The sequence below is a fragment of the Desulfobacula sp. genome, assembly GCF_021107415.1.
On sequence record NZ_JAIOSW010000454.1, the window covers coordinates 1 to 24,971 of the forward strand.

24 protein-coding genes are annotated in these 24,971 nt (G+C 40.0%); 10 read left to right on the plus strand and 14 right to left on the minus strand.

The annotated features are described in order from the left end of the window. The 11 genes from fliF to K8S13_RS22840 form a co-directional block, all read right to left on the minus strand. The coding region (fliF, locus tag K8S13_RS22790; protein WP_291466023.1) for a flagellar basal-body MS-ring/collar protein FliF at positions 1-702 on the minus strand (702 nt) is incomplete at its 3' end. A 32-nt stretch (positions 703-734) separates the two neighbouring features. Beyond that, positions 735-1,025, minus strand: a complete 291-nt coding sequence (fliE, locus tag K8S13_RS22795) for a flagellar hook-basal body complex protein FliE (protein ID WP_291466024.1) — start codon at positions 1,023-1,025, stop codon at positions 735-737. Positions 1,026-1,041: 16 nt separating this feature from the next. Beyond that, positions 1,042-1,539: a flagellar basal body rod protein FlgC gene (flgC, locus tag K8S13_RS22800; protein WP_291466025.1), complete on the minus strand. Its 498-nt coding sequence runs from the start codon at positions 1,537-1,539 to the stop codon at positions 1,042-1,044. Between the two features lie 3 nt (positions 1,540-1,542). Beyond that, complete coding sequence (gene flgB / locus K8S13_RS22805; RefSeq protein WP_291466026.1) at positions 1,543-1,953, minus strand: flagellar basal body rod protein FlgB; 411 nt, start codon at positions 1,951-1,953, stop codon at positions 1,543-1,545. An 89-nt stretch (positions 1,954-2,042) separates the two neighbouring features. After that, entirely contained in the window at positions 2,043-3,410 is a 1,368-nt protein-coding gene (locus K8S13_RS22810; RefSeq protein WP_291466027.1) for a sigma-54 dependent transcriptional regulator, read from the minus strand. A 23-nt stretch (positions 3,411-3,433) separates the two neighbouring features. After that, positions 3,434-5,941: a tetratricopeptide repeat protein gene (locus K8S13_RS22815; protein WP_291466028.1), complete on the minus strand. Its 2,508-nt coding sequence runs from the start codon at positions 5,939-5,941 to the stop codon at positions 3,434-3,436. Positions 5,942-6,271: 330 nt separating this feature from the next. Then, a complete protein-coding gene (locus K8S13_RS22820; RefSeq protein ID WP_291466029.1) occupies positions 6,272-7,330 on the minus strand; it encodes a sigma-54-dependent Fis family transcriptional regulator in 1,059 nt (352 codons plus the stop codon). Continuing rightward, complete coding sequence (locus K8S13_RS22825) at positions 7,327-7,701, minus strand: chemotaxis response regulator CheY (RefSeq protein WP_291466045.1); 375 nt, start codon at positions 7,699-7,701, stop codon at positions 7,327-7,329. Before K8S13_RS22825 ends, K8S13_RS22820 begins: the two co-directional genes overlap by 4 nt. A gap of 36 nt (positions 7,702-7,737) precedes the next feature. Next, positions 7,738-8,199, minus strand: a complete 462-nt coding sequence (locus tag K8S13_RS22830) for a chemotaxis protein CheX (RefSeq protein ID WP_291466030.1) — start codon at positions 8,197-8,199, stop codon at positions 7,738-7,740. A gap of 48 nt (positions 8,200-8,247) precedes the next feature. Beyond that, entirely contained in the window at positions 8,248-8,601 is a 354-nt protein-coding gene (locus tag K8S13_RS22835) for a PilZ domain-containing protein (RefSeq protein WP_291466031.1), read from the minus strand. A gap of 86 nt (positions 8,602-8,687) precedes the next feature. Continuing rightward, entirely contained in the window at positions 8,688-10,220 is a 1,533-nt protein-coding gene (locus tag K8S13_RS22840; RefSeq protein WP_291466032.1) for an HD domain-containing phosphohydrolase, read from the minus strand. 220 nt (positions 10,221-10,440) lie between these two features. Between K8S13_RS22840 and K8S13_RS22845 the strand changes: the two genes are divergently transcribed. The 3 genes from K8S13_RS22845 (at position 10,441) to K8S13_RS22855 (ending at position 14,323) form a co-directional block, all read left to right on the plus strand. Further along, positions 10,441-10,902: an Lrp/AsnC family transcriptional regulator gene (locus K8S13_RS22845; RefSeq protein ID WP_291466033.1), complete on the plus strand. Its 462-nt coding sequence runs from the start codon at positions 10,441-10,443 to the stop codon at positions 10,900-10,902. A gap of 102 nt (positions 10,903-11,004) precedes the next feature. Next, positions 11,005-11,991 carry a diaminopimelate decarboxylase gene (locus K8S13_RS22850; RefSeq protein WP_367172837.1) on the plus strand — a complete coding sequence of 329 codons (987 nt, stop codon included), beginning with the start codon at positions 11,005-11,007 and terminating at the stop codon, positions 11,989-11,991. Between the two features lie 88 nt (positions 11,992-12,079). After that, on the plus strand, positions 12,080-14,323 hold the full coding sequence (locus K8S13_RS22855; protein WP_291466034.1) for a PQQ-binding-like beta-propeller repeat protein: 2,244 nt from the start codon (positions 12,080-12,082) through the stop codon (positions 14,321-14,323). 112 nt (positions 14,324-14,435) lie between these two features. On the opposite strand, the gene K8S13_RS22860 is transcribed toward K8S13_RS22855, so the two are convergent. From K8S13_RS22860 to K8S13_RS22870, 3 genes are read right to left on the minus strand one after another with little or no spacing between them, the layout of a single operon-like run. Further along, positions 14,436-14,918, minus strand: a complete 483-nt coding sequence (locus tag K8S13_RS22860; protein WP_291466035.1) for a flavodoxin family protein — start codon at positions 14,916-14,918, stop codon at positions 14,436-14,438. Between the two features lie 38 nt (positions 14,919-14,956). Beyond that, the gene (locus K8S13_RS22865) at positions 14,957-15,208 is read right to left on the minus strand and encodes a hypothetical protein (RefSeq protein WP_291466036.1); all 252 of its coding nucleotides are present in this window, start codon (positions 15,206-15,208) and stop codon (positions 14,957-14,959) included. 25 nt (positions 15,209-15,233) lie between these two features. Then, entirely contained in the window at positions 15,234-16,781 is a 1,548-nt protein-coding gene (locus K8S13_RS22870; protein ID WP_291466037.1) for a PLP-dependent aminotransferase family protein, read from the minus strand. Positions 16,782-17,100: 319 nt separating this feature from the next. On the opposite strand from K8S13_RS22870, the gene K8S13_RS22875 reads away from it, so the two are divergent. The 7 genes from K8S13_RS22875 to K8S13_RS22905 all read left to right on the plus strand — a co-directional run. After that, a complete protein-coding gene (locus tag K8S13_RS22875) occupies positions 17,101-18,840 on the plus strand; it encodes an ABC transporter substrate-binding protein (RefSeq protein ID WP_291466038.1) in 1,740 nt (579 codons plus the stop codon). Positions 18,841-18,908: 68 nt separating this feature from the next. After that, positions 18,909-19,937, plus strand: coding sequence for an ABC transporter permease (locus tag K8S13_RS22880; protein ID WP_291466039.1), 1,029 nt, complete (start codon positions 18,909-18,911; stop codon positions 19,935-19,937). A 25-nt stretch (positions 19,938-19,962) separates the two neighbouring features. Then, on the plus strand, positions 19,963-20,868 hold the full coding sequence (locus tag K8S13_RS22885) for an ABC transporter permease (RefSeq protein ID WP_291466040.1): 906 nt from the start codon (positions 19,963-19,965) through the stop codon (positions 20,866-20,868). Positions 20,869-20,922: 54 nt separating this feature from the next. Then, positions 20,923-22,089, plus strand: coding sequence for an ABC transporter ATP-binding protein (locus K8S13_RS22890; RefSeq protein WP_291466041.1), 1,167 nt, complete (start codon positions 20,923-20,925; stop codon positions 22,087-22,089). A gap of 33 nt (positions 22,090-22,122) precedes the next feature. Continuing rightward, on the plus strand, positions 22,123-22,359 hold the full coding sequence (locus K8S13_RS22895) for an ATP-binding cassette domain-containing protein (RefSeq protein ID WP_291466042.1): 237 nt from the start codon (positions 22,123-22,125) through the stop codon (positions 22,357-22,359). 71 nt (positions 22,360-22,430) lie between these two features. Next, positions 22,431-23,156 (plus strand): ABC transporter ATP-binding protein, encoded by a 726-nt coding sequence (locus tag K8S13_RS22900; protein ID WP_291466043.1) that lies wholly within the window; start codon positions 22,431-22,433, stop codon positions 23,154-23,156. Between the two features lie 108 nt (positions 23,157-23,264). After that, the coding region (locus tag K8S13_RS22905; RefSeq protein ID WP_291466044.1) for an acetyl-CoA hydrolase/transferase C-terminal domain-containing protein at positions 23,265-24,971 on the plus strand (1,707 nt) is incomplete at its 3' end.

Here is a 24,971-nt window from a genome sequence, read left to right on the forward strand (position 1 = left end):
CTGGGCATCAGCAAAATTTCTGGCATTTATCTTAGCCTGTTCCTCTTCGGATTTTCCCTCAAAAAGAATTCTGCCGGCTGTATCAACAATGGTAACAAGTTTTGGGGTTAAATCCTGGATGGCACTTGCCACCAAATGAGCAATAGCCGTAACCTTCTCTTTATCAAGATCAGAGATTAACTCCAATAAAATAGATGCGGACGGTTTTTTTATCTCTTCAACAAACACCGAATCTTTTGGCAGTACAATCATTACGCGAGCTGTTTTGACTTCATCAAAAGCACTGATGGTTCTGGCAAGTTCTCCCTGGATCGCTCTATTTTTGTTAATCTTTTGAACAAACTCGGTGGTCCCGAACTCAGTCTTATCAAATATTTCAAACCCGACAACGCCACCTTTGGGAATCCCCTCTTTTGCCATGGAAAGCCTGACATCATAAACGATAGCCTTTGGCACCATAATGGTAGTGCCATCCCCTGTGAGACGATAGGGTGTATTGGACTCTTTGAGTTTGTCAACGACCAATGCGGCATCATCTTTTGAAAGTCTGCTGTAAGCCGCCTTAAACTCAGTCTTGTTGGCCCAGACAAACAGTGTGGTAAACCCTGCAACAAGAACCATTGCAAAAACGCCAAGAGCAATTTTCCTGGACATTGGCAGCTCTTTAAATGTCGTAATTATTCTTTCGATGACGGGATTCATAAACCTAACACTCCATTAAATCCATAATAATATTATACCTGCATCCGCATGATTTCGTTATATGCGGTCATGGCCTTATTTCTGACCTGTGCAAGAATTTTCAAGGATGTTGAAGCCTTTCCAAGGGCCATCATCCCTTCATGAATACCCATTTCTCCCTGGATAACTTTTTCAATGGCATCATCTGCAATGTGCTGATTTGTATTCACATCTTTAATGGCCGCTTCGATTCTCCGGGCGAAATCAGTGTTACGCCTCGCTATTTTGTGGGTCAGAGGTTCAGTATTTAAAGAAATTTTATTGATACCCTTTATCCCAGTCATAATGATTCCCTCCTAGTTACCTACCTATTTCAAGTGCTTTCAAAATCATATCCTTTGTGGCGGAAAGTGCAGTAACACTGGCCTCGTAACTTCGTTTGGCCACCAACATGTCTGCAATTTCCGTCAAATGATCCACATTGGGCATTTTTACATAACCGGTATCAGGATCAGCATCAGGATGGGCTGGATTGTGAACCAGCCTGAAATCTTCCTGGGATCTGACAATCTGATCAACTCTTACCCCGGTACCCCTGCCTTCTTTTTTTTCAGAATCAAACTCAATGGGAGAAAGTTCTATTCCTGCCTGCTCTCTTTTTAATTGCTTTTTTTCAATAACACTTTTAAAGGAATCTATGTCATCCCCTTTAAAAACAACCATTTTTCTTCTATAGGGTCCACCTTCTTTGCTTCTTGTCGTATCAACATTTGCAAGATTCTCTGCAATAATATTCATCTTGGTTCGATGGGCGGCAAGAGCGGTTCCGCTTATTTTAGATGCATTCAAAAGATCCATGGATTATTTACCTCCTTCATCAATTGAATAATTCAGTATTTGCATTTTTCTCAATAACATTTCCGTTGTTGCACGATATTTAATATTGTTCTCCATAAGATTCATCATTTCCATATCAATATTCACGGAATCAAGGTGATAAATATCAACCTCTTCACTATTCTTCCCCTTCATTGCAAACGAATTTTCATCATTTGCCGGCAAATGCTTATAATGAGTCCTGTCCAAAAAATCCGGTTCTTTTTCACCCATGGCCCGTTTGAGAGTTTTATTGAAATCAAGATCCATTGGCTTATACCCTATGGTATCCATATTGGCGATATTGCCTGCAATTAAATTATGCCGCTTGGCTGACACATCAAGTGACTTTCCAATCATCTTTAATGTGTGGCCAAAAATTCTAGAATCCGCCATTTTCCCTCTCAATATGAGTTAAAATTCAAGATAATATTAAATAAAAATATTGTTACAATTACTATGAATGCAATTTATATGCCTGGAACTTAAATCAGTTTTTTTTCTTTATACTCGTTGAGTTTATTTCGAAGGGTCCGAACGCTGATACCCAGAATTTTTGCAGCATGGGTTCTGTTACCCTCTGTTTGATCAAGGGTTTTAAAAATCATTTTCTGTTCCATATCTTTTAGTGAACTGGGACCAGGCCCAAAACCTTGATCAGCGACCGGGTCCGGCAGATCACCCGTTGATTCAACCCCGTCCATCAAGAGATCATTAGGTTCGATCAGATCAGAATCTGCAAGAAGGACTGCTCTATGAATAATATTTTCAAGTTCTCGCACATTCCCCGGGAAGGGATGGTGATTCAGGAAAGATATTGCTTTACTTGTCAAGCCTTTGACATGACGGCCGTCAATTTTACAATATTTTTGAATAAAAAATTTACATAATATTTCAAGGTCCCCCCTGCGGTCTCTTAAAGGAGGGATGACGATGGGAATGGTATTGAGTCTATAAAAAAGGTCTTCTCTGAAATCACCTTTTTCTACGGCCTCTTTTGCATCGCGATTTGTTGTGGTAATCACCCGGACATCCACATCAAACGGCTCGGTTCCCCCCACACGGTCCACGACTTTTTCCTGAAGGACCCTCAACAATTTTGCCTGAAGGTGAAATTGCATTTCAGTAATTTCATCCAGAAATAAAGTGCCTTTATGTGCCAATTCAAATTTGCCTGTTTTTCTATATATAGCACCGGTGAATGCACCTTTTTCATGTCCGAAAAGTTCACTTTCCAAAAGATTTTCAGGCAATGCAGCACAGTTTACTGCAACAAACGCTCTATCACATCTGTCACTCTTTTCATGGATATATTTTGCAAACAATTCTTTTCCCGTACCACTCTCGCCCTGTATAAATACGGAAGCACTTGAATTGGCAACTCGTGAGACAAGTGTTAACAGGTTTTGAATACCTTTATACCGGGTAATGATTTTAACCTTTTTACGCCGTGAAGAAGACACCTTTTTGGATGGGGCTTTTTGTTTTGATACCAACAATGCTCTTTTGGCACTCAGCTCGAGCTGTTCCATTTCAACCGGTTTGATCAAATAATCTAAAGCACCAAGCTTCATCAGAGTTACAGCATGCTCAACAACAGGCTCTGCCGTCAAAATAATCGTCTGGCATAAAATTTTAGCTTCATTAACTTTTTTCAGGAACTCAATAGCAGAAAATCCGGGTGTTGCGATATCGGCAATTACCATATCCGGTTTTTTTTCAATAAGATATGAAAGGGCCTCAGACCCATCAGGAGTCGTGTCTACCAAAAAGCCAAGATCCTTAAAAAACCGGGTATATTCCATTCTCTCCGTAGGATTTTCAAGTATAATAAAAATTCTATGTCCCGGCATATTTTGTTTGTTTCCCTGACCTCCTAAGAGCTTTGAACCATTTGTGCCAACTCAAACGTATTCAGCCGTTGCTGGGCAAGCCTTGCCCATACTGAATCATATGATACAACCACCTGCCTGAAGGCCTTTTTGGCTTTTGGAATAATATTCCCCTTTTGATATGCATCCCCAAGCAAAAATCCAAGGTTTGCCTTTTCCCGATCATTTTTTGAAAAACTTAATGCTTTAAAATAAGAATCCGCAGCTTTTATATATTTCTTAAGAGCTGTATATGTCCGCCCCAGTTCTTTATAAGTATCGGTTAAAACTTCATAATTTTCACCCGATGCCAGCGCAATCTCTTTTATGGCTTTCTCGCGAAAATTTGAAGCAGTCTTCATATCCCCTTTTTTTTCATACACGGTTGAATGCAAAATTAGAATTTTTCCTTTCTCAAGAAGACTCTTTGATATTTTGTATGCGTCATCAAACTTTGCAGAAGACAATTTATATTTTTTCTTCTCAAGATAAATATCTCCTGCTCGTGACAGCGCTTCCACCCGATGCCTGCTTTTAGGAAACCGCTTTGAAAATGCATTAAATAATTTTAACGCATCATCATTCCGACCGGACTCATCCATGGCTACACCCAATCCGAAAAGCAATTGGGATGATCTTGAAGATCTTTTATATTGTTTGTATGCATTAATCAAATGATTAAATGATTCTTCATATAATTTTGCCCGAAGATATGCAAGCCCGACGGTATAAGCAATTTTTCTGCTTCCCATTCTGTCAATTCTTTCGTGTTCAAGTTCATATCTGTTCAATACCTTTGTATATTCATCTGATTTTAACTGTTTTTTAAACAAGGCTTCATAGGCTCTTTGCATCAGCTTAACCGCCTCATACCGTAAGCCTCTGGGGTGTGTCGATAATAAATCCTCTATCTCTTTAATGCATTTATTGTATTCACCATTTGCCTGATAAATCTCTGCCAGACGCATCATGGCGATTCTGGCAAATTTATTTTCAGGAAATTTATTCTTGATCATTTCATAAATATCAATTTTTTCCTGGTCTTTGGTAAGATACCGCGCAATCCCTATAGAGCTTGCGATATATCCTTCGGAATCAGGAAATTTTTCTCTGACCAGTTCATAGAGTTTAATGGCTTTTTCATGATTATTTTCCATGCCATAAGTATCACCTATTTTACTTAAAATAACATCCCGGCCTTCAATCTGCGGGAATAAATTTAATACGCGGATCAGGGTTTGTCTTGCAGCTTTGCTTTGTCCAATCTCAAAATTGGCATTTCCAATGTGGAGCAATAATTCATGGGAGGCATAAACCTTTTTAGGATTTGATTGAACAACATAATTTAAAACCATTAATGAATCCCGGTACTGTCTTTTCTTAAAAAGGGCTTTCCCGTACCCAATACCGGCATCCGGTATATAATTGTTCTCTGCCGTATCTTCAAAAACCTGTTTATAATACCTTAATGCTTTATCCGGATAACCTTGCCGGTCATATATATCTGCCAGATGATACATGATCTCAGAAAGTCCTGAGTACTCGGGATAACCTTGCTTGACAATATTAAAATATCCCTGGGCCGCAGACAAATTATTCAATTTTTTATGAATCATCCCAATGGCCGAGTATCCATATGGGAGTAAGGATGATTTAGGATAGGATACCAATGCATCCTGAAACAAACGCTGTGCCTTCAACAATTGAGCAAAATTTTCTTTTTCCACACTTTTATAAAATGCATAGGCCCTTAAAAAATATCCTTGCTCAAGACAGGTAAAATTTTCCTGAAAAATATATTGATCCAGAACCTCAAACGCCTCCCTGTACAAATCCTTTTTTAAAAGAAGTATCGAATTGGTGATCTGTTTTGAATCGCACTGGGACCCGTCAATTGTACGGATAAGATCACTGATATCCCCTTTGTACTTGCTTTGCTCTCTTTTGGGTGGGATATAGGCAGGTGTTACAATTTTGACAGATTGATTTGATGGTATTTTATTGGTTGGTTTTGATATTTCAGGTATTGGGAGGGGTTGAGTTTTTTCAATCTTTTTCTCTTCTTGAAAAAGCGCTTTTTCTATTACTTTTACGGGTTTTGCCCTAACTTCTTTGACAGCTTCTTTTTCTTGTTTTTTGATCGATTTTGGAGCAGTGTCTTTTTTTTCAGGCTGTGAGGGAAAATTTTTCGGAATGGATACGGCTTTCTCTTGTTTTTTTTCAAGGTTAATAGTAAAGCTTGAATCCGATTTATTGAACCGGGATTGAATAACGCCATAAGGGCGGTGGCTGCTTAAAATAACAGCAATCACATTGCCCTGCAAATGTTCTACGGCAACATGCTTAATTACTGAGTTTTCTTTCCCCAATATCCTGAAACCTTTTTCTAATTTTACATTTTTCAATGCAACCAGAAGTTCTTTTTTTTCAACCTGAATGACTTTAACAGGGATGTTTTGTGTCACAAACAATTTTACAGACAAAGGATCATGTTGAATTTGAATTTTCTTCATCACTGCCTGCTCTGCCAATGCAGTATGCGGTAGAAAACAGAATACAAAAATTGATATGACCAGGACTTGCCATAAGTTAAAACCATTACTTAATTTGTAGTTTGATTCACTCATAACCTTTACTTTGTTTTATGGATTTATACCATTTCAAAATACCATATCATGCCACATCTTACCATATCTTAGCATTAAGCAAATAGTATGCCATATCACGGCTATTTATATTTATAATAACAGATCAAATCAAGGAATTAAAGCAATGGTTCACGATAAACTAATTTTACGAGCGACTGGGTATTGAATGCAGATGATCAGGAGGCAATAAAAATGTCAAAAAAATGGCGTTTCTCTTTCCGGTTCAATATTCATCTTTTTTATTTTTTCCACAAGAGTGGTTCTATTCATTTTCAAAACCTGTGCCGCTCTTGCTTTAACCCACCCGGTTTCATTCAAGGCATGAAGTATCAAGGATCTTTGATATTGATCCACAGCTTGATTAAATCCAATCCCATTATTAAAGACAGATACCACAGAGATAGATGTGCTTTGGAAAGAATTAGCAATAATATTTTCCGGCAAATCATAAGGCTCAATTGTTTGATCTTCAACCAGGACGGATACTCTTTCGATTAAATTTTCAAGTTCCCGGATATTTCCGGGCCAGTCATAACGAAGCAAAGCTTGTTTGGCTTTTTCGGAAAAAATTTTAATCTGATAGCCATTCATCCTTTTAGTCAGATTGTTTTGAAAATGATCCGCTAATAAGAGGATATCCTCTTTTCGTTCACGCAAGGGCGGAATATGAATGGGAATAACATGAAGACGGTAATAAAGGTCTTCTCTGAATAATCCATCTGCAATTGCTACAGGCAGATCTTTGTTTGTTGCTGAAATCACCCTGATATCCACCTTGATGGTAGATGTTCCACCCACACGCTCAAACTGTCTTTCCTGGATTGCTCTTAATAATTTGACCTGTAAATCAGGACTCATGTCCCCGATTTCATCCAGAAAAATCGTTCCCTGATCTGCAATTTCAAATCGTCCGATCCTGGGACGATGGGCACCTGTGAAAGCCCCTTTTTCATGTCCGAACAATTCACTTTCAAGCAGTTCACCGGGGATAGCACCGCAATTGATTACGACCATGGGACCATCCCGCCTTGAACTATTTCTATGAATGACTCTTGCTATCAATTCTTTACCCGTACCGCTTTCCCCGGTAATCAGAACGGAAGAATCGAATTTTGATACCTTTCTTGCGGTATCAAGCACTGTTATCAACCCTTTGCTGTCACCGGCTATCCCCACCCGGTCAAAACCTGTCCCTTTGAATTCCGTGACTATCCCCGGTTCATTTTTTGCAACGGTTGTCGGGGCAATTATCATCTTAAAATCTTTTCAAGCTTGTCAGAAATCGCTTCAGCAGTAAACGGCTTGACAACATAATTTGAAACACCTGCCTGAACAGCCTCTATAACATTTTGTTTTTGAGCTTCAGCCGTAACCATTAAAAAAGGAGTGCCTTTATAAGTATCACTTGCGCGGACTTTCTTTAGAAGCTCAAGACCGGTCATTTTAGGCATATTCCAATCTGATATGATCAGGTCAATACTCTGCCCTTCCAGTACTTCCCAGGCAGTTGTACCATCATCAGCTTCCACAAGATTTTTAAAACCAAGCTGTTTTAAAATATTCTTAAGAATACGGCGCATGGTAGCAAAATCGTCAACAATCAAAATCTTGATGGATGTGTCCATTGCCACATTTTCCTCCTTCTAATTAAAACGGACTTTCTATCTTTCAAAACAGACCTCAATTGTAAAATCTCCATTGTCGGTATTAAAGGGGATAGCAATCTTAGGTCCGTTGGTAAAGTGCATGATACTATGATTTTTTCCGGTTACAACTGAAGGAATGGCTGCTTTAAATACCTTTCCCATCTCTTCCAGCTCCCGTCTTGCCTGACCGGAAATCATGTTTGTCAGCTCTCCTACCGCATCCGCTATCTCATTATTCAGTTCACTCATGGTTTCGCCAAACATATTGGAGACTACTGCCAGAATACATTTCTCTTCAAATGTTACGGCTATTGTACCGTTAGCCACCCCTGTAAGCCCTAAAATTCCCGACACATCACCAATTGCAATATTATCTTTTTTAACATATGGTTGACCCGCATTAACCGTCATAAATGCCATGGTTTCCAAAACATTAATGGTGGCATTAATAAAAGGATTTATAAGCTTAACATCCATGATACATCCCTTTTACCCTTTTCATAGTGTATAGCATTAAACCAAGGCTCAGACCGATTCATCAATACTATTATACTGCACAATATTTTTAAGGTGAGAATAGGTATCCACATCCATGGAATCAAACCCTATTCCCATGCCATTATCACTGACTCTGACAATAGTCCCCTTCATCAATAATTCAATTTTATCTATCGTGCCGGTAAGATAAACCGTGATTGCGCATTTTGTTCCGGAAGAAAATTTCTTTTCCGTAGTAACAAATATCCCTTTAAGGCTTAAATCCCTGGAACTTGCTTCTAAATTGATTTTTTCCCCATCCGCTTCAAGCAATATCCGGATTATCGTTGCAAACCCTACTCTGGAATGCTTACGTCTTTCATCATTTTTAGAGGCGGCCATGGTTAGATTTGCTCCATGCTTTTTTTTATTTTCATGCAAATAGTTTTAAAAACAAAGTATCATAATTCAAACTAACGCTCAAGCCATTAAAAATCATCCGGCAAGTCCTGATCTGCAACTTTTAAGAACGCTTCTACGACTTGTGGATCAAATTGTGTACCCGAGTTCTCCTTTATGATTTCAAGGACTTTACTCTTTTCCATCTTTTTTCTATAGGCCCTGTCCGAAGCCATGGCATCAAATGAATCGGCAACACATAAGATCCTTGCGAGCTTAGGGATTTCATCCCCTTTTATCCCATCCGGGTAACCTTTACCATCAAAGCGTTCATGGTGATGCCGGATAATCTTCATTTCCTGATCCCACAGTCCCAGCTTACTGATAATATCCGCACCAATCACCGGATGTTCTTTAATTTTCTCATATTCTTCATCTGTCAGCCGGCCGGGTTTTAGAAGAATATCATCCCGGATGCCAATTTTGCCTATATCATGAAGACTTCCGGCAAAACTGATAATATCAAGCTCTTCCTCTGTACAACCCATTTCTTCAGCGATCAGATGTGCATATCTTGCAACTCTTGTGGAATGTTTTCTCGTATACAGGTCCCGTACCTCAAGGGCTGTTACAAATGCATAGAGCGTTGAGAAAAGATTGTCATAAATATTTTCATATAGCGCGATATTTTCAATAGCAGAGGCTGCTTTCTGTGTGATAAAACTCAAATAATAAATATCTTTTTCATTAAAAAGCTTATCCTCCCGGAAGGAGAAAGCACTGGCAACACCAAAAATCTTGTCCCGAATTTTCAACGGCACAACCATTAAAGAATGGATCACATCATCAAGATATTTGTTTTGCCCAGGCCCTGAAATCAGGCAGGGGTTGTGATCCGTACTCAAAACATCAAGGATAAATTCATTGGCAGTTTTTGAAAGCTCATTTCCAAACAATGAACGAACCGTTTCATTTTCAATACCACAATCAGAACTTGCGACAAGTACCAGGGATTTATCCTGATCAGAATATATATGGAAAAAGACTTTATCCGCCTTTAATTCTTCCACACCTAAATCAACGACTTTATTAAAAATGCCATAACTTGAATCTGTTGAAGAAAAGTCCTCCATCACCCGGTTCAATGTATTTACTTCTTCAACCCTTTCAAGCAATTCATAGTTCAATTCTTTTAACCGTTCCTGCCGTTCCACCTCTTCTTTTAAAATCAAATTCTCAACAAACAACTCGCGTTCCCTTAAAATTCTTTTGAGTGTCAGCTCCATTTGTTCAAGATTAACAGGTTTGATCAGATAATCGACAACACCATTTTTCAATGTTTGTATGGAATTCTCCAAAGAAGGATACCCTGTCATGATGACGACAGGAAGAGTACTCTCCCTTTCCCTGATCTTTTCAGCCAACTTCAGACCATCCATCTTCGGCATATTAATATCAGTAAATACACATCCAATTTTTACCCGGTTCAAGACTTCAAGAGCTTCAATCCCATTACCGGCAGTATAAACCTCATAACCCTTTCTCTGAAAATATCCTTCAGTTACATCAAGGATACCTTCCTCGTCATCAACCACTAGAACTTTGATTGGATCATTTCTCATATTTGATAGTATCAACCTTCGTTACCGTATATATATTGTTGTTTGGTAAATGTATCTTAAACATTTTATTTTATCAACAAAAATCAAAAGTTAAGCACACATTAATATAGAATGAATATAATTCGTGAGAATATATAAATAACAAAATTATATTCTTGACAAACTATAATTTCAAGAATATAATTCTCTATTATCAAACTCAATAAGATAAAATGGAAAAATGGATAATACTGACCTTCAAATTTTAAAAATTTTACAAAAAAAAGCCCGGGTGCCTAATGTGGAAGTCGCCAGAAATATTGGAATGGCCCCATCTGCCGTACTGGAACGAATCAAGAAGTTAGAAGCCCAAGGCGTGATTAAAGGGTATGAAGTTCGTCTCAATCCCGATATGTTTAATTGTTCAATGATTGCTTTTATTCAAATCAAGATGGTTACGCCCGGCAGGCTCATTGAAACCGGTGAAATGCTTTCAAAAATAGAACAAATACAGGAAGTACACTACCTGGCAGGCGAAGACTGTCTCATGGTCAAGCTGCGCGTGTCGGACAATACGGAGCTTGAAACCATTTTAAGCACTAAAATAGCAAATCTCGATGTTGTTAAAGATACCAAAACGTTTATCGCTCTTTCCACTTATAAGGAGAGTGCTAAAATAATGCTGCCAAAGACGCCGAAATAAGGAATATTCCTATCATGCCAATGTCAGATTCATACAAAAAAAGGCTTTCCCACGTTCTACCGCAAATTATTATCCAGACAGATCGGCAGTTTTGAGGAAAATATCATGTTTACCTCAAATAATACCAACCCTTCCCAGTTTAAAACAGCACTGGAAAATGGTGGGTGCATCCTGAATCCGGATGACATCTCCTTAATTTCAAAATTAAAAAACATTACCGACCTTATCTGTTTCAGATACAATCCCGGCTCCCGGCGAAAAGGCAATAAAATTATTGGAAACCCCGTTGAATCAAAATATGGTGTCAGCCATGACCAAATTATTGAGGCTTACTGCCAGTCCATACAGCTTGGAGTTAAACGATTCGGGATTCACACCATGCTGGCCTCCAATGAACTGAATTACGAATATATGGTTGAAACCACTCAAATGCTGCTGGATATGGTTGAACTGATCCATAAGAAACTCCATATTACTTTTGAATTTATCAATATTGGCGGGGGCATAGGCATTCCTTACACCCCGGATGCAAAACCCTTTGACCTTGATTCCATGGCCAATGAAATTCACCGGCTTTTTAAAAAATTTAAAAACCTGAACGGCTGGGTGCCCAGACTATACATGGAGAGCGGCCGATATATCACGGGCCCTCATGGCGTGCTGGTCACATCTGTGATTAACCATAAAAATACCTATCGAAAATATATTGGTGTGAATGCATCCATGTCAGCACTTATGCGACCGGGTATGTATGACGCCTATCACCACATCCATATTCACGCCAAAGAGGATTGCGTCCTTTTAGAAAAAGTTGATGTGGTGGGTGCATTATGCGAAAATATCGACAAATTTGCCATTCAAAGAGAACTGCCGGATACGGTTGAAGGCGATATTTTAATCATCCACGACACCGGGGCTCACGGGCATTCCATGGGGTTTAATTATAACGGTCATCTCAGACCCAAAGAGTTGCTGTTGAAAGAAGATTCAAGTATTGAACTGATCAGAAGAGCTGAAACCATGGATGATTATTTTTCAACCCTGACTTTTGAACCTGAAACCTTAACTTTCTCTGTAAACAATCAATAATTTAGGAGATTTTACTTGTTTCCAGAACTTTAGTTTGATAAATTACTAGGTTCGCAGTGAATTTCAATATTTTTAAGTAAGGATATCAATGAGCGTTTCAAAAACAGGCTATATGCTAACCCTGATTTGTTTAACGACATTATTTATTTGCAATCTATTTTTCACAATTATTGTTAATGCCCAAGAAGGCGATGTCAAATGGATCTACGAGACGGAGAGCCTGATCTGGAGTAGTCCAGCCATAGGACCAGACGGTACGGTATACTTTGGCGGAATATTAGCAAATTCCTCTTCATGGGATGAAACTCCTACTGAAGGTGCCCTTTTTGCCGTGAACCCCGACGGCACACTTAAATGGACGTTTTCTACCGTTGGAATGGTTAGAAGTTCACCAGCAGTTGCTCCTGACGGAACCATCTATATAGATGACCCGGGAGACAGGAAACTCTATGCCCTTAATCCTGATGGCACTGTCAAATGGAGCTTTCACATGGGCAGCTACCTTACTTCCTCCCCCTCCATAGGCCCTGACGGAACAATATATGTAGCTTCAGAAGACCATCACCTCTATGCATTGACTTCTGAAGGCAAAATGAAGTGGGCCTTTGAGATGCTGTCTGAAGTCAAATGGTCTTCACCTGCCATTGCTCCGAATGGTACCGTTTATATAGGTTGTCATGACAACTATATTTACGCTATTAAACCAGACGGTTCGCTCAAATGGTCCTACAAGACTGACGGCATTATACAATCTTCACCCGTAATAGGCTTGGACGGCATCGTTTACATCGGTTCATACGATACTTATCTCTATGCCCTAAATCCTGATGGTACGCTTAATTGGAAATTTAAGACCGGAGATAGTATATGGGCTTCCACCGCAATTGGCTCGGATGGGACGATATACGTACCCTCGCAGGATGGTAAGCTATACGCATTGAATTCCGACGGCATAAAAAAGTGGGAGTACAATGCCGGCTCCATGATCAACACTTCCCCTGCCATAGGCGACGATGGCATCATATATATTGGTACATATAATTTTGATGTTCATGCTGTTAATCCGGACGGAACGTTGAAGTGGAAAAAGGATGACATGCTTTGGGGTGTCGAATACTCTCCTGCAATCGGTCCGGACGGCACATTGTACATACCTTCCAAAAATATGTACGCGATAGAAACATCCTCCACTGGTTTGGCTGATTCCCCCTGGCCCATGTATAATCATGATGCCGGTCACACAGGCAGAGCTTCGGTTACGGAATCAACAGAATTAAACACCAGACCTTCATCCCTGTCAGTTTTACAAGATGAGTCTATATACACATCTATTTATGGTGGCGTGGAGCCTTACACTGTGTCGGTGGACAATGAGGATGTTGCAACAGCAACCTTAAACGGCAATACCATAACAATCAACGGCAAAGGCCAGGGGAATGCATCTGTAACCATAGTCGATGGAGCAGACTCTATGGTACAGGTCCAGGTTAATGTAATAAAGCACCTCAAACCTGAAGGAATAGTAGTTTTGGACAATATTAAAATCGGCGCAGTTATAGACACTGTGGAAGCAGGAGAAATAGAGGCAACATTTTTTCAAGGTGGAGAATCTACAACCTTGAGAGGCGATAAGGTTCTCTGGGGTTATTTCTACGCTGATCCATCCAAGGTTTCCTGGGGCAACAAGGAAAATCCAGAGGCATTTGTCAAAGTATGGATCGACATTGATGGAAGAACCGACGTCAACTATTTCCATGTATCTGTACCAAACATTGATGTTTTTACGGATTTTTCAAATAATGGTCGGTATGATGAACAGGACCTGACAATAATGGCTGATAGAAGGTACATACGCCATTACCTGATGGAGGGAAAAACAGACTCGGATGACAATTTTGAGGATGGCAATTGTGCTTATGCATACAAAATAGGATGCCAGTACAATCACCTCGATGTTGAACCAGTTTACAATGAAGTTACACCGGACTTAAATATAGCTGCAATAATAGACACAATTGAAATAGGACCATCACATGCAATATGGAAATTTGGGGGTTCCAATATTACGGATAGAGGAGACACCGTCATCTGGGGATATTTTTATGCAAACCCTTTGGACGTGTCATGGGGTACCAGTCAGAATCCAGACATTTTTGTAAAAATCTGGTTCGATGTGGGAGGATCTCTTTATGTAAATTTCTTTCACGTATCAGTGCCTGACATAAACATTTATATGACTTACCCGGGTATCGGCTATGGATTAAAAGCAACAACTTATACTTTTAACCGGTACCTCCGGTTCAATACTCCTACACAAGAGAGTACAAATTGATTTTAAAAAATTTTGGCAAAAGCTGTTGAACGGTATAAATGTTGATGTGGTGCAGGGCACTGGAAGCCGATATTTCCCTCAAAAAAATCATAAATGCTTTTTGGAACCAGTACTAATCTGAAAGTTTCAACGCAAGCTGTGCAACCCTTTCCCCTAATTTTTGGGCATTTTCCCGGGTTTTATCATCCGGGGCACCCACACACGCGACACCATAATGTCCCGTGGCTGACAAGGGATCACCGGATATCACCATGCCATATATTAAAAGGGCCTGAATAATTGACATCATGGTGGTTTCTTTGCCACCGGTGGGATCACCGGATGTGGCAAATGTGGCACCCACCTTTCCATCCATCTTTCTCCGGGTGCTTACAAAATCATCAAATACAGCTTTAAGCTGGGCTGCCATGGTACCAAAATAGACAGGAGATCCGGCAATGATCCCACCGGCTTCAATAAAGTCCTCTTTGGTTACCTCTTTGGTATTTTTTAATATCCCCTGAACCCCCTCAACACTATCAACGCCTTCCAGCACAGCATGAGCAAGTTTTTTTGTATTTCCACCCTTTGAATAATAAAGAACAAGAACTTTCATACATCCCCCTTTGAAATATTAAAATATAATAATAGAGATTAACATCCACATGAATCTTTTGATAAACATACAGATGAATCTGTGTCCATGGACGTTTTTCGGCAATATTTTCTTTTCAAATGTTCACCCATGGATATTAACAGGTTGGCAAACTTTTCAACACTATAAAATTGCTTTCTTTGCTGATTTGCTTTGATAAATTTTAATAATCGCATCTTTTTTGCTTCTTGTTCAAAGGCCTGGTGACGTTCTTTTGCCAACAATTCCAAAAGCACTGAATTTGACAACATAATCTAACGCCTCCTTTTAAAATCTCTATTGAAAATTTCCCAAACCACTCAGCCCTGAATCACCAGGTGGCTGGCGCAAGAACTCTTTAATTGTATCTGCCAGTATTTCAATTCCTTCAATAATTTCATCCTGATCCGACCATGCCCAGCTTAACCTGAAAGACTTTACAAACCGCTGGTCTATATCAAATAAAGGGCCGGGCAGAAAATTAATTCCCTTGTCAATGGCAGACAATAACAATGCAATACTGGAATATCCTTCCGGAAGTGTTACCCAAAGGGAAAAACCACCTTTTGGGGATGTCCAGGTCACTCCTTGCGGCATCTGTTGTTTCAAACACTCCAGCATCACATTCCTCCGATTAAGATAGATCTTTTGGATACGCTTAAGGTGTTCATCATATTTCCCAGACTGGAAAAGCTTTACGGCAATCCCCTGCATTAGAGGCGGGCATGCATGATCCATCAGTCTTTTTAATTTTGTAAAAGTGCGGATACGTCCGGCAGAACTGATCATCCAGCCAACCCTTAATCCCGGCATCAATGATTTTGATAATGAAGAGATAATGATCGTTTGTTCTTCGCCAAGAGTATTATAAAAACTTTTTAGACTTGATCCCTCAAACCTTAAATCCTGGAATATTTCATCTGAAAGAATAACGGCTTTATTCTTTTTGGCCCATCGAACCAGATATTCATGCCTTTCAGATGCCATATCCGTACCTGTGGGATTATGAAATTCAGGACACGCATATAAAAGAAAAGATTCACCGGTAAAATAATCCAGGTATTCAGGAACAGGCCCGAATTCATCTCTTTGTATAGTATCCACCCAATTACCATGGGTGACGAATGTTTGCGTGATCCCCTGGAAACAGGGTGCTTCACAAATAACATGCTGTTTTTTTTCTGCTGCATCCAAAGCCACAAGACTTGCTGCCTGCTGAGATCCATTCGTGATCAAAACCTGATCCGGCGTGATATGGACTCCTTTGTTTTCATACCGTGATGCAATTTCTTCTCTGAGTTCAATAAATCCCTGACAGTCAATACACGCTATATATTTTTCCTGATCTTCTGTTAATGCATCCTTGACAAGCGCCTCTAAAAAACCGGGTTCATGAAGCTTGGGATCCGGGATGCCCTTACCGAAACTGATCAAGTCCGGCTGCATGGCAAGATTCATCAGCTCCGCAAGACCTTCTGAGATGCCTCTTCTTAATTGCTGAGCAGCAAATTTAAGCTCCGGTCTGGCCTGTGCACTCCTGAATCCGTTTAAATTTTCACGGCTTTGATAGTCAGAAAAATCTTTTTCACGGCTTTTCTTGTTGTCAAAATCTTCAATAAAAGTACCTCTTCCCACATAACATTTTGTTAAACCCTGTTTGGAAAGGTCTTCTAATGCTCTTCTGATGGTGGCCTGGGTAACGCCGACTTGTTTTGCAAAGGCTGCCACTGAAGGCAGTTTGTCCCCGGGGTTCAGTTCCTTATCGACAATTGCCTGCTCCAGTCGATCTCTTATTTGAACATACAGCGGCTTATCTGCTTTTTTATTGATTTCAATCTGAATCATGCGGTCTCCATTGAATTAATATGGTATTAATATAGTATTAATTTATTATAGTCAACAAAAAAAATGAAATGACTTCTCAAGAAAAGCACCACTTAACGAAAAAATTATCCGATATCTTGGCAAATCATCAAAATTCTCTTAAAATAAATGAGTTTATGCACAAAAACAGGGTTTTATAGTGCAAAAATATCAAAAAAGCTATTGCTATATTTTGTTAATATGACTATTTAAATGTGTGCGGAAGCATTCAAAAATTAAAACTATTTTTATGAATGCTTTTGGAAAATTTTTATCAACACTTTATAGAAAGGATTTAAACATGAAAAAACTTTTACTTCTTCTTGTATCGGTCTTTTTATGCTTTTTGCTTTTTGGCCCTGCAAATGCAGCAGACAAAGACACTTTTGTAAAAGCAAGTTATGGAACGGTCAGAACCCTTGATCCTGGAACCGCATATGATGTAACCAGCGGCATGAAGCTTTACAACATCTATGAGAGGCTTGTTGCTTTTGACGGCGCATCCACTGAAAATTTTATTCCTGAATTGGCAGTACAGGTGCCCACTGTTGCCAATGGCGGTATTTCCAAAGATGGAAAAACTTATCGTTTTAAAATTAAAAAAGGTATCAAATTTCACAATGGTGCCCCCCTTACACCAGAAGACGTTGAATACTCCTTTGAACGTGGAATGATCATGGATCAGGCCGGCGGTCCCCAGTGGATGATACTTGAAGCTTTGACAGGCAAAGGCGGCACAAGAGACGGCAATGATAAAATAATCGACGGCGTTTTTGAAAAAATAATGGCTGCTGTTGAAATTGAGAACAATGAAATTGTTTTCCATCTTCCTGTCCCTTATCCTCCTCTCATGGGAATCATTCAATATACAAGCTCCTCAATAGTGAATAAAAAATGGGCCATTGAAAACAACTGCTGGGATGGCAAACTTGAAACCGCTGCAAAATATAATAATCCTGATTTTAATACCGAACCCCTTCAAAAAGTCACAAATGGCACCGGTCCCTATACCTTAAAAGAATGGATCCCTTCAAATCAGTTAGTCCTTGCCCGTTTTGACGGATACTGGGGGAAAAAGCCCTATTTTAAAAATGCCATTGTAAAATATGTTCCGGAATGGACAACCAGAAAACTCATGCTTCAAAATGGTGACGCAGACGTGGTTGATCTTGATGCTACCTATATCGAAGAAGTAAAGGCCATGAAGGGTGTTACCATCTATAAAATTCCACAACTCTCTTATTCTGCAGCCATATTCTGCCAGAAAATTAATCCCACAGGCAACCCTGACATTGGCAGCGGAAAACTTGACGGCAAGGGTATCCCGCCAAACTTTTTTTCTGATATCCATGTAAGAAAAGCGTTTTCCCATTCCATTGACTGGAAGGCCATGAAAGAAGATGTCGGCATGAACCTTATCGATCTTCCGGGCTCCCCGAACTGCATCGGCCTGCCATACTACAAGGAAGTTGCCCTTTATGCATTTGATGCAAAAAAAGCTGCTGCCCAAATGAAAAAAGCCTTTGGCGGAAAAGTATGGGAAAAAGGGTTTAAAATGACCATTACCCATAACACCGGAAATGCCTTGAGGGAAGCTGCTGCAAACATGATGGCGGAAAATATCATGGCATTGAATCCCAAATTCCACATTGAGATCAGAAATGTTGAATGGAAAGATTATACGGTTAAGTATCGTCAATTTGCCTACCCTGTATTCATCATTGGATGGGGTGCAGACTATCCTGATCCCCATAATTTTCTATATACCTTCATGCATTCAAATGGTGTGTATGGAAAATATTCCGGATTTAAAAATGCTGAAGTTGATGCCCTTTGTGATGCGGGTATCCAAAATGTAGAACCCTCCAAAAGAAATGCCGCCTATTCAAAACTTCAGGATTTATGGCATGAACTGGCCGTTGGCAACACCGTTTACCAGCAAACCGTGGTCAAACCGTATCGGTCTGACATAAAAGGATTTGTTGGAAACCCCATGTTCGATGATGACCATGAATACTTAAAATACCTTTATAGACAATAATTATCAATACTCTGCAAGGGATTTAACTCCCTTGCAGAGTTAACAATCTATCCTACGATGGTGCGGTTTTGGCAACATTTATAACAAGACGTTTAATTTTACTGATATTTGTAATGTTCGGGGTTTCCATACTCATTTTCGGTCTGATGATGACCTTCAGCCCGGAAAGAAGGGCTGCAGCTTTTGTCTCCACACCTCAAATGGCAAAGGATATCCCGGTACTGATTAAAAAATATGGTTTTGATAAACCCTTTTATGTTCAATATTTCACCTGGGTAAAAGAGGTATCTCATCTTAATCTTGGATATTCACTTGTTGCATCACGATCAGTTGTTGAAGCATTTTTGTATTATTTCCCCATCACCCTTGAATTAAATCTTTTTGCTGCCCCGTGCATTATCTTCTTTGGAATATGGATGGGCACCATAGCCGGAAGAAAACCCAATTCTTTTTTTGACCATTTTTCCAGAATTTTCTCCATTATTGGATGGTCCTTGCCGACCTTTCTTTTTGCCCTTGTTCTAATAATGATTTTCTATGGGTATTTCCCCTGGTTTCCCCCGGGAGTGCTGAGCGATGAACTCACAATGTTTGTCAGAACCTCTGATGAGTTTACAAGGTATACGCACCTTTATACCATTGATGGCATTTTAAACGGGAGACTCGACATCACCTTTAATGCGCTAAAATATCTTGTCCTGCCGGTTCTAACCCAGACAATCGTCATCTGCGCACTTCTTATGCGGGTAATGAGATCCGGAATGTTAGAAGAGATATCAAAGGATTATATCATCACTGCCAAGGCAAAAGGTGCTGATGAAAAAACAATCTATATAAAGCACGCAAGACGAAATGCCCTGATTCCGGTTATCACCATTGCAGGGCAATTAATTGCATTCCTGATGGAAGGCAGCATTGCCGTTGAAATCATATTCAACCGCCAGGGGATAGGCTGGTGGCTTGCCTCATCCGCAACTCAGTTAGATATGCCTGTTTTGATGAGTATGTGCCTTGTCATGGCAGTGATCTTTGTTTTAACAAATCTAATTGTTGATCTTATCTATGCATATATAGATCCAAGGATCCGATTAAGTTAACATATTAATAATAGAAACTTAAATTATGTTAGAAAATCATCCAAAATTTAAAGAACTCAAATTTACACTCTACAGGATTTTTAAGAATCCAACAGCTTTCATGGGCTTTGCGCTTCTTCTTGTTTTTATTTTCATTGCCGTATTTGCACCCAGGATTGCTCCGCCCAAGAACCCTCATAATCCATATATGATACCCCACTCAGGTTACGCTGTTACACCAAAAGCCCCTTGTGAAAAGCATATTTTCGGAACAACCACGGGACAGTATGACATTTTTTACGGTATTGTCTGGGGTACCAGGACTGCATTTAGAATCGGTATATTTGTGATCAGTATTGCTCTTATAATCGGGGTATCATTAGGCACCATAGCCGGTTATTACGGCGGTATTATTGATGAAATCATCATGCGGCTGGTGGACGTGGTCTTTGCCATCCCTTTTCTGGTCCTTGCCATGGCCATTGTTGTCGCTTTTGGCAGGGGGCTTGACAATATCATGTATGCCATTGCTGCTGTGGCCTGGAGAAATTATGTCCGGGTCATCCGATCCGGTATTCTAACCTTAAGGGACCAGGAATTTATTCAGGCGGCTAAAATAATGGGCGTGTCTGATTTTAAAATAATGATTCGACACATCATTCCCAATGCAATCTTTCCCGTGATGGTCATTGCATTTATGGAATGCGGTTCAGTCGTATTAACCGCCGCCTTTATGAGTTTTTTAGGTCTAGGCGCACCCAAAGGGTATGCAGACTGGGGACAAATGGTTGCCATGGCCAGAAACTATATTGTCGGCCCCCCTGGAGATCCTTTGAAATTCTGGTACACCATTATTATTCCCGGAATGGCAATTATCCTTTTTGTTCTGGCCTGGAATCTTATCGGTGATGCCCTTCGCGATGCATTTGATCCAAAGCTGCGAAGACGATAAGCCGTGATTGCTATTATGACTGCAAAGCAATAAACACATTTGGAAAATATTTTAATGTCAAAGTTAATCGAAATAAAAAACCTGGCAACAAACTTTTATACCTATGAAGGCGTTGTCAAAGCACTTAATAAAATCAGCCTGGATATTGATAAAGGCATTACATTCGGTCTGGTGGGCGAATCCGGATGCGGAAAAAGTGTCCTGGTTCGTTCCATCATGCGCATAGTCCAGGCACCCGGAAAGATTGAAAGCGGACAGATTATTTTCCACGGCACAAATAATAAAAATGGTTCCGACAGTCAGGGTGTAGATCTTTTACAACAATCCGAAGAGTATATGAGAACGCTTCGCGGCGATCACATCTCAATGATTTTTCAGGAACCCAATGCGGCCTTAAATCCAATACTCAGCATTGGAGACCAGGTATCTGAAAGCTTTCTTTTTCATAGGAAAAAAGAAATGGCGGACACAATCCTGAAACGGCTCAACTCAACAGCCGATAAGACACTGCCGTTGATTAAACCCTATCTTAACTTGACCTATGGACAATTAAGCAAAAACCCCCAATCAATCCTGCTTAAATTTTTATGCAAAATCCCTGTTTTAAAATTATGGGAAAAAAGATTAAACCGGGAAGCAAAAAAACTGTCCATTGAAATCATTGAAAAACTTGCCATTCCCAATGCTGAAAAAATTTTCAACGATTATCCCCACAACCTTTCCGGGGGAATGAAGCAGCGTATTGTTATTGCCATTGCACTGGCCTGTTCCCCCATTCTTCTGATAGCCGATGAATCCACCTCCAACCTTGATGTTACTATTCAGGCCCAGATTCTGGAGCTGTTAACTACATTGAAAAAACAAATTATTTCCTCCATCCTTCTGATTACCCACGACCTTGGTGTTGTGGCCGAAACATGTGACAGGGTGGGCGTTATGTATGCCGGGAACCTGTGTGAAGTGGCAGATGTCAAAGATCTGTTCCACAACCCCAGGCATCCTTATACCAAAGCACTTTTAAACTCCGTACCCAAACGAACCCAGGCAGATGAACTTGAAACAATAGAGGGAAGCGTCCCAAATCTTGTGACCCCCCCGACAGGATGCAGGTTTCATCCACGCTGCAACCTTGTCATGGAACAATGCAAAAAAGCAACTCCCCAAGTAAAAGATACAGGGAACAACCACTTAGTGGCATGCTATGCTGTAACTCCGGAATAATAAAAGGAATTATTTTAGTCAGCCAATACTATCATGGAAAAAATAATTGAATTAAAAAACTTAAAAAAATATTATCCGATCCTGGGCGGTCTTCTCCGCAAACAGATCAACTCAGTAAAAGCCCTGGACGGGATTGATCTTGATATTTACAGGGGAGAGTGCCTAGGACTTGTCGGAGAATCCGGTTGTGGTAAAACAACAACAGGAAAAGCCATTATTCGATTACACGATTCTACGAGTGGAGATATAGAGTTTTATCCAAACGGTTAAAACAGCCCTGTCAATATAGTCAACATGAGCAGAATGGAGATGAAAAAAAAAAGATCCGAAATAAACTCCAGATGGTGTTTCAAGATCCGACGACCTCAATGAATCCGAGGATGCTTGTAAAAAATATCATTGCCGAGCCGATTCGGGAGATTGAAAAATTAAGCAGCTATGATATGCAGGAAAAAATAAAATCCCTGTTAAGACTTGTGGGATTAAATGAATATCACCTGTTAAGATATCCCCATGAATTTTCCGGAGGCCAGCGACAGCGGATCGCTGTCGCGCGAGCTATTGCCGGCAGTCCTGAATTTCTGGTCCTGGATGAACCGACATCTGCCCTTGATGTATCTGTACAGGCACAGATTTTAAACCTGCTCAAACAGCTGCAGCAAAAATTAAATATGACCTATCTGTTTGTCACCCATCATCTTTACGTTGTAAAATATATAAGCACCCGTCTGGCCGTCATGTATCTTGGAAAAATTGTGGAATTGTCTCAAACTAACGATCTGTTTGATTCACCCACGCATCCTTACACCTTTGCACTGCTCTCTGCAATTCCTGATATTGACGTGGATAGAACACCCAATCGAATTATTCTTCAAGGAGATGTCCCAAGCCCCATCAATCCGCCCGAAGGATGCAGATTTCATCCGAGATGTCCATTTGCCGAGGAACGATGTTCAATAGAAGAACCTGAGCTTGAAGATATCAAAGACGGCCATAAAGTTGCCTGCCACCGGAAATTTGACATTCCAAAGCTTATTCATGATAAGTATGGTAAAATTTACGCCTGATTCCATTAAATTTAAGACAGTTCTCTTATTTTTCCTGTACTTTAGTTTAAAATTATTTAATAATCAGTGCACTTAATTCTCTTTACAGGCATGACAGGAGAAACTCGAATGGATCTTAAGGATGTTTGCCCTGACAAACTGCTGACACCGCAACAGAGCGTCAAAAAGATAAAGAACGGCTCAAGGGTCTTTATCGGTACCGGATGCGGAGAGCCTCAAAGATTAATAAAAGCCATGGTGGAAGATTTATCCATTCAGGATATTGTCATCTATCAAATGCTTTCCGCTACCCTTTCCAACTATGTCAATGATGAAAATTTTCTTTCAAGATTCTCTATAAAACTGTTTTTCATTTCTCTTTTAATGCGGCAAGCTGCTTTTGAAGGAAAAATCGATTATATTCCTGTTTATTTATCACAGATCCCTAAAATTTTTGAAAACCATGAAATTGGCCTTGATGTGGCGCTGATACAGGTCAGTCCGCCGGATGATCATGGGTATTGCAGCTTGGGTATTTCGGTTGACATTACCCTTTCCGGGATGAAAAATGCAGACCTTGTCATTGCTCAGATTAACCCTGAGATGCCCAGAACCTGGGGGGACAGTAATGTTCACATTGATGAAATTGATTATCTGGTAGAGCATAAAGAGCCCATACTGGAATCCCTGCCGGAAATGAAGAATCAAAAAGTCGTTGAAAGAATCGGTCATTATGTAAACATGCTGGTAGATGACGGTGCAACCCTGCAAATTGGTTTTGGTCATCTTCCCGATGCAGTGGTTCCCTATCTTTCCCGCAAAAAAGATTTGGGTATTCACACTCAGGTTATCACAGACGGACTGTTGCCGTTGTTAAAAAAAAAAGTCATCACCAATAAAAAAAAATCATATCTCCCGGACAGGGTGGTTGCATCTCTTTGTATGGGCTCTAAAGAATTATATGACTATGTTGATAACAATCCCATTTTTTATTTTAAATCTTCTGAATTTGTAAATGACCCCAATGTGATTGCAAAAAATGATAATTTTATTTCCATCAGTTCTGCCCTTGAGGTGGATCTGACAGGCCAGGTCTGTTCAGATTCAAAAGGGTATCTTTTTTATAGCGGCATGGGTGACCAGGTTGATTTTATCAGGGGTTCAGCCATGTCAGAGGGTGGTTTTTCCATTATCATTATTCCGTCAACTGCTCAAAATGGTAAGATTTCAAGAATCGTCCCCCATTTAAGTGAAGGTGCCGGTGTAGCAACCACCAGGGGAGATATTGATATCATAGTGACCGAGTACGGCATTGCTGAAATGCGAAGAAAAAGCATCTATCAACGAGTAATGGAACTTGCAAGGATTGCTCACCCGAAATTCAGAAAAGACCTGATAGAGGAAGCCAAAAAAAGACATTATATATTCCCGGATCAGCTTCCGCCAACAACTCAGGATCTTCTATTCCTGGATCAATACCTTTATTCAAAAAAACTGGCCAATGGAAAAACCATTGATTTCAGACCCCTTTTACCGTCTGACGAGTTTGAATCCAGGCATTTTTACTATTCTCTGCAGGAAGACTCTATTTACTATAGATTTTTCAACAAACGAAAAGTTTTTTCAAGGGACATGCTTCAAAAACAATGGGCCCAGGTAGATTATCGAAGAAACATGACCATCATCGGATTGATGCAGTTGGGTAAACGAAAACAGATTGTGGCTATCGGCTCTTATGCTGAAGCAGATGCTGAATCCGCTGAAGTGGCATTTCTTGTTAAGGAAAGGCTCCATGGAATGGGAATTGCATCCTATCTTCTTAAAATCCTTGAAACC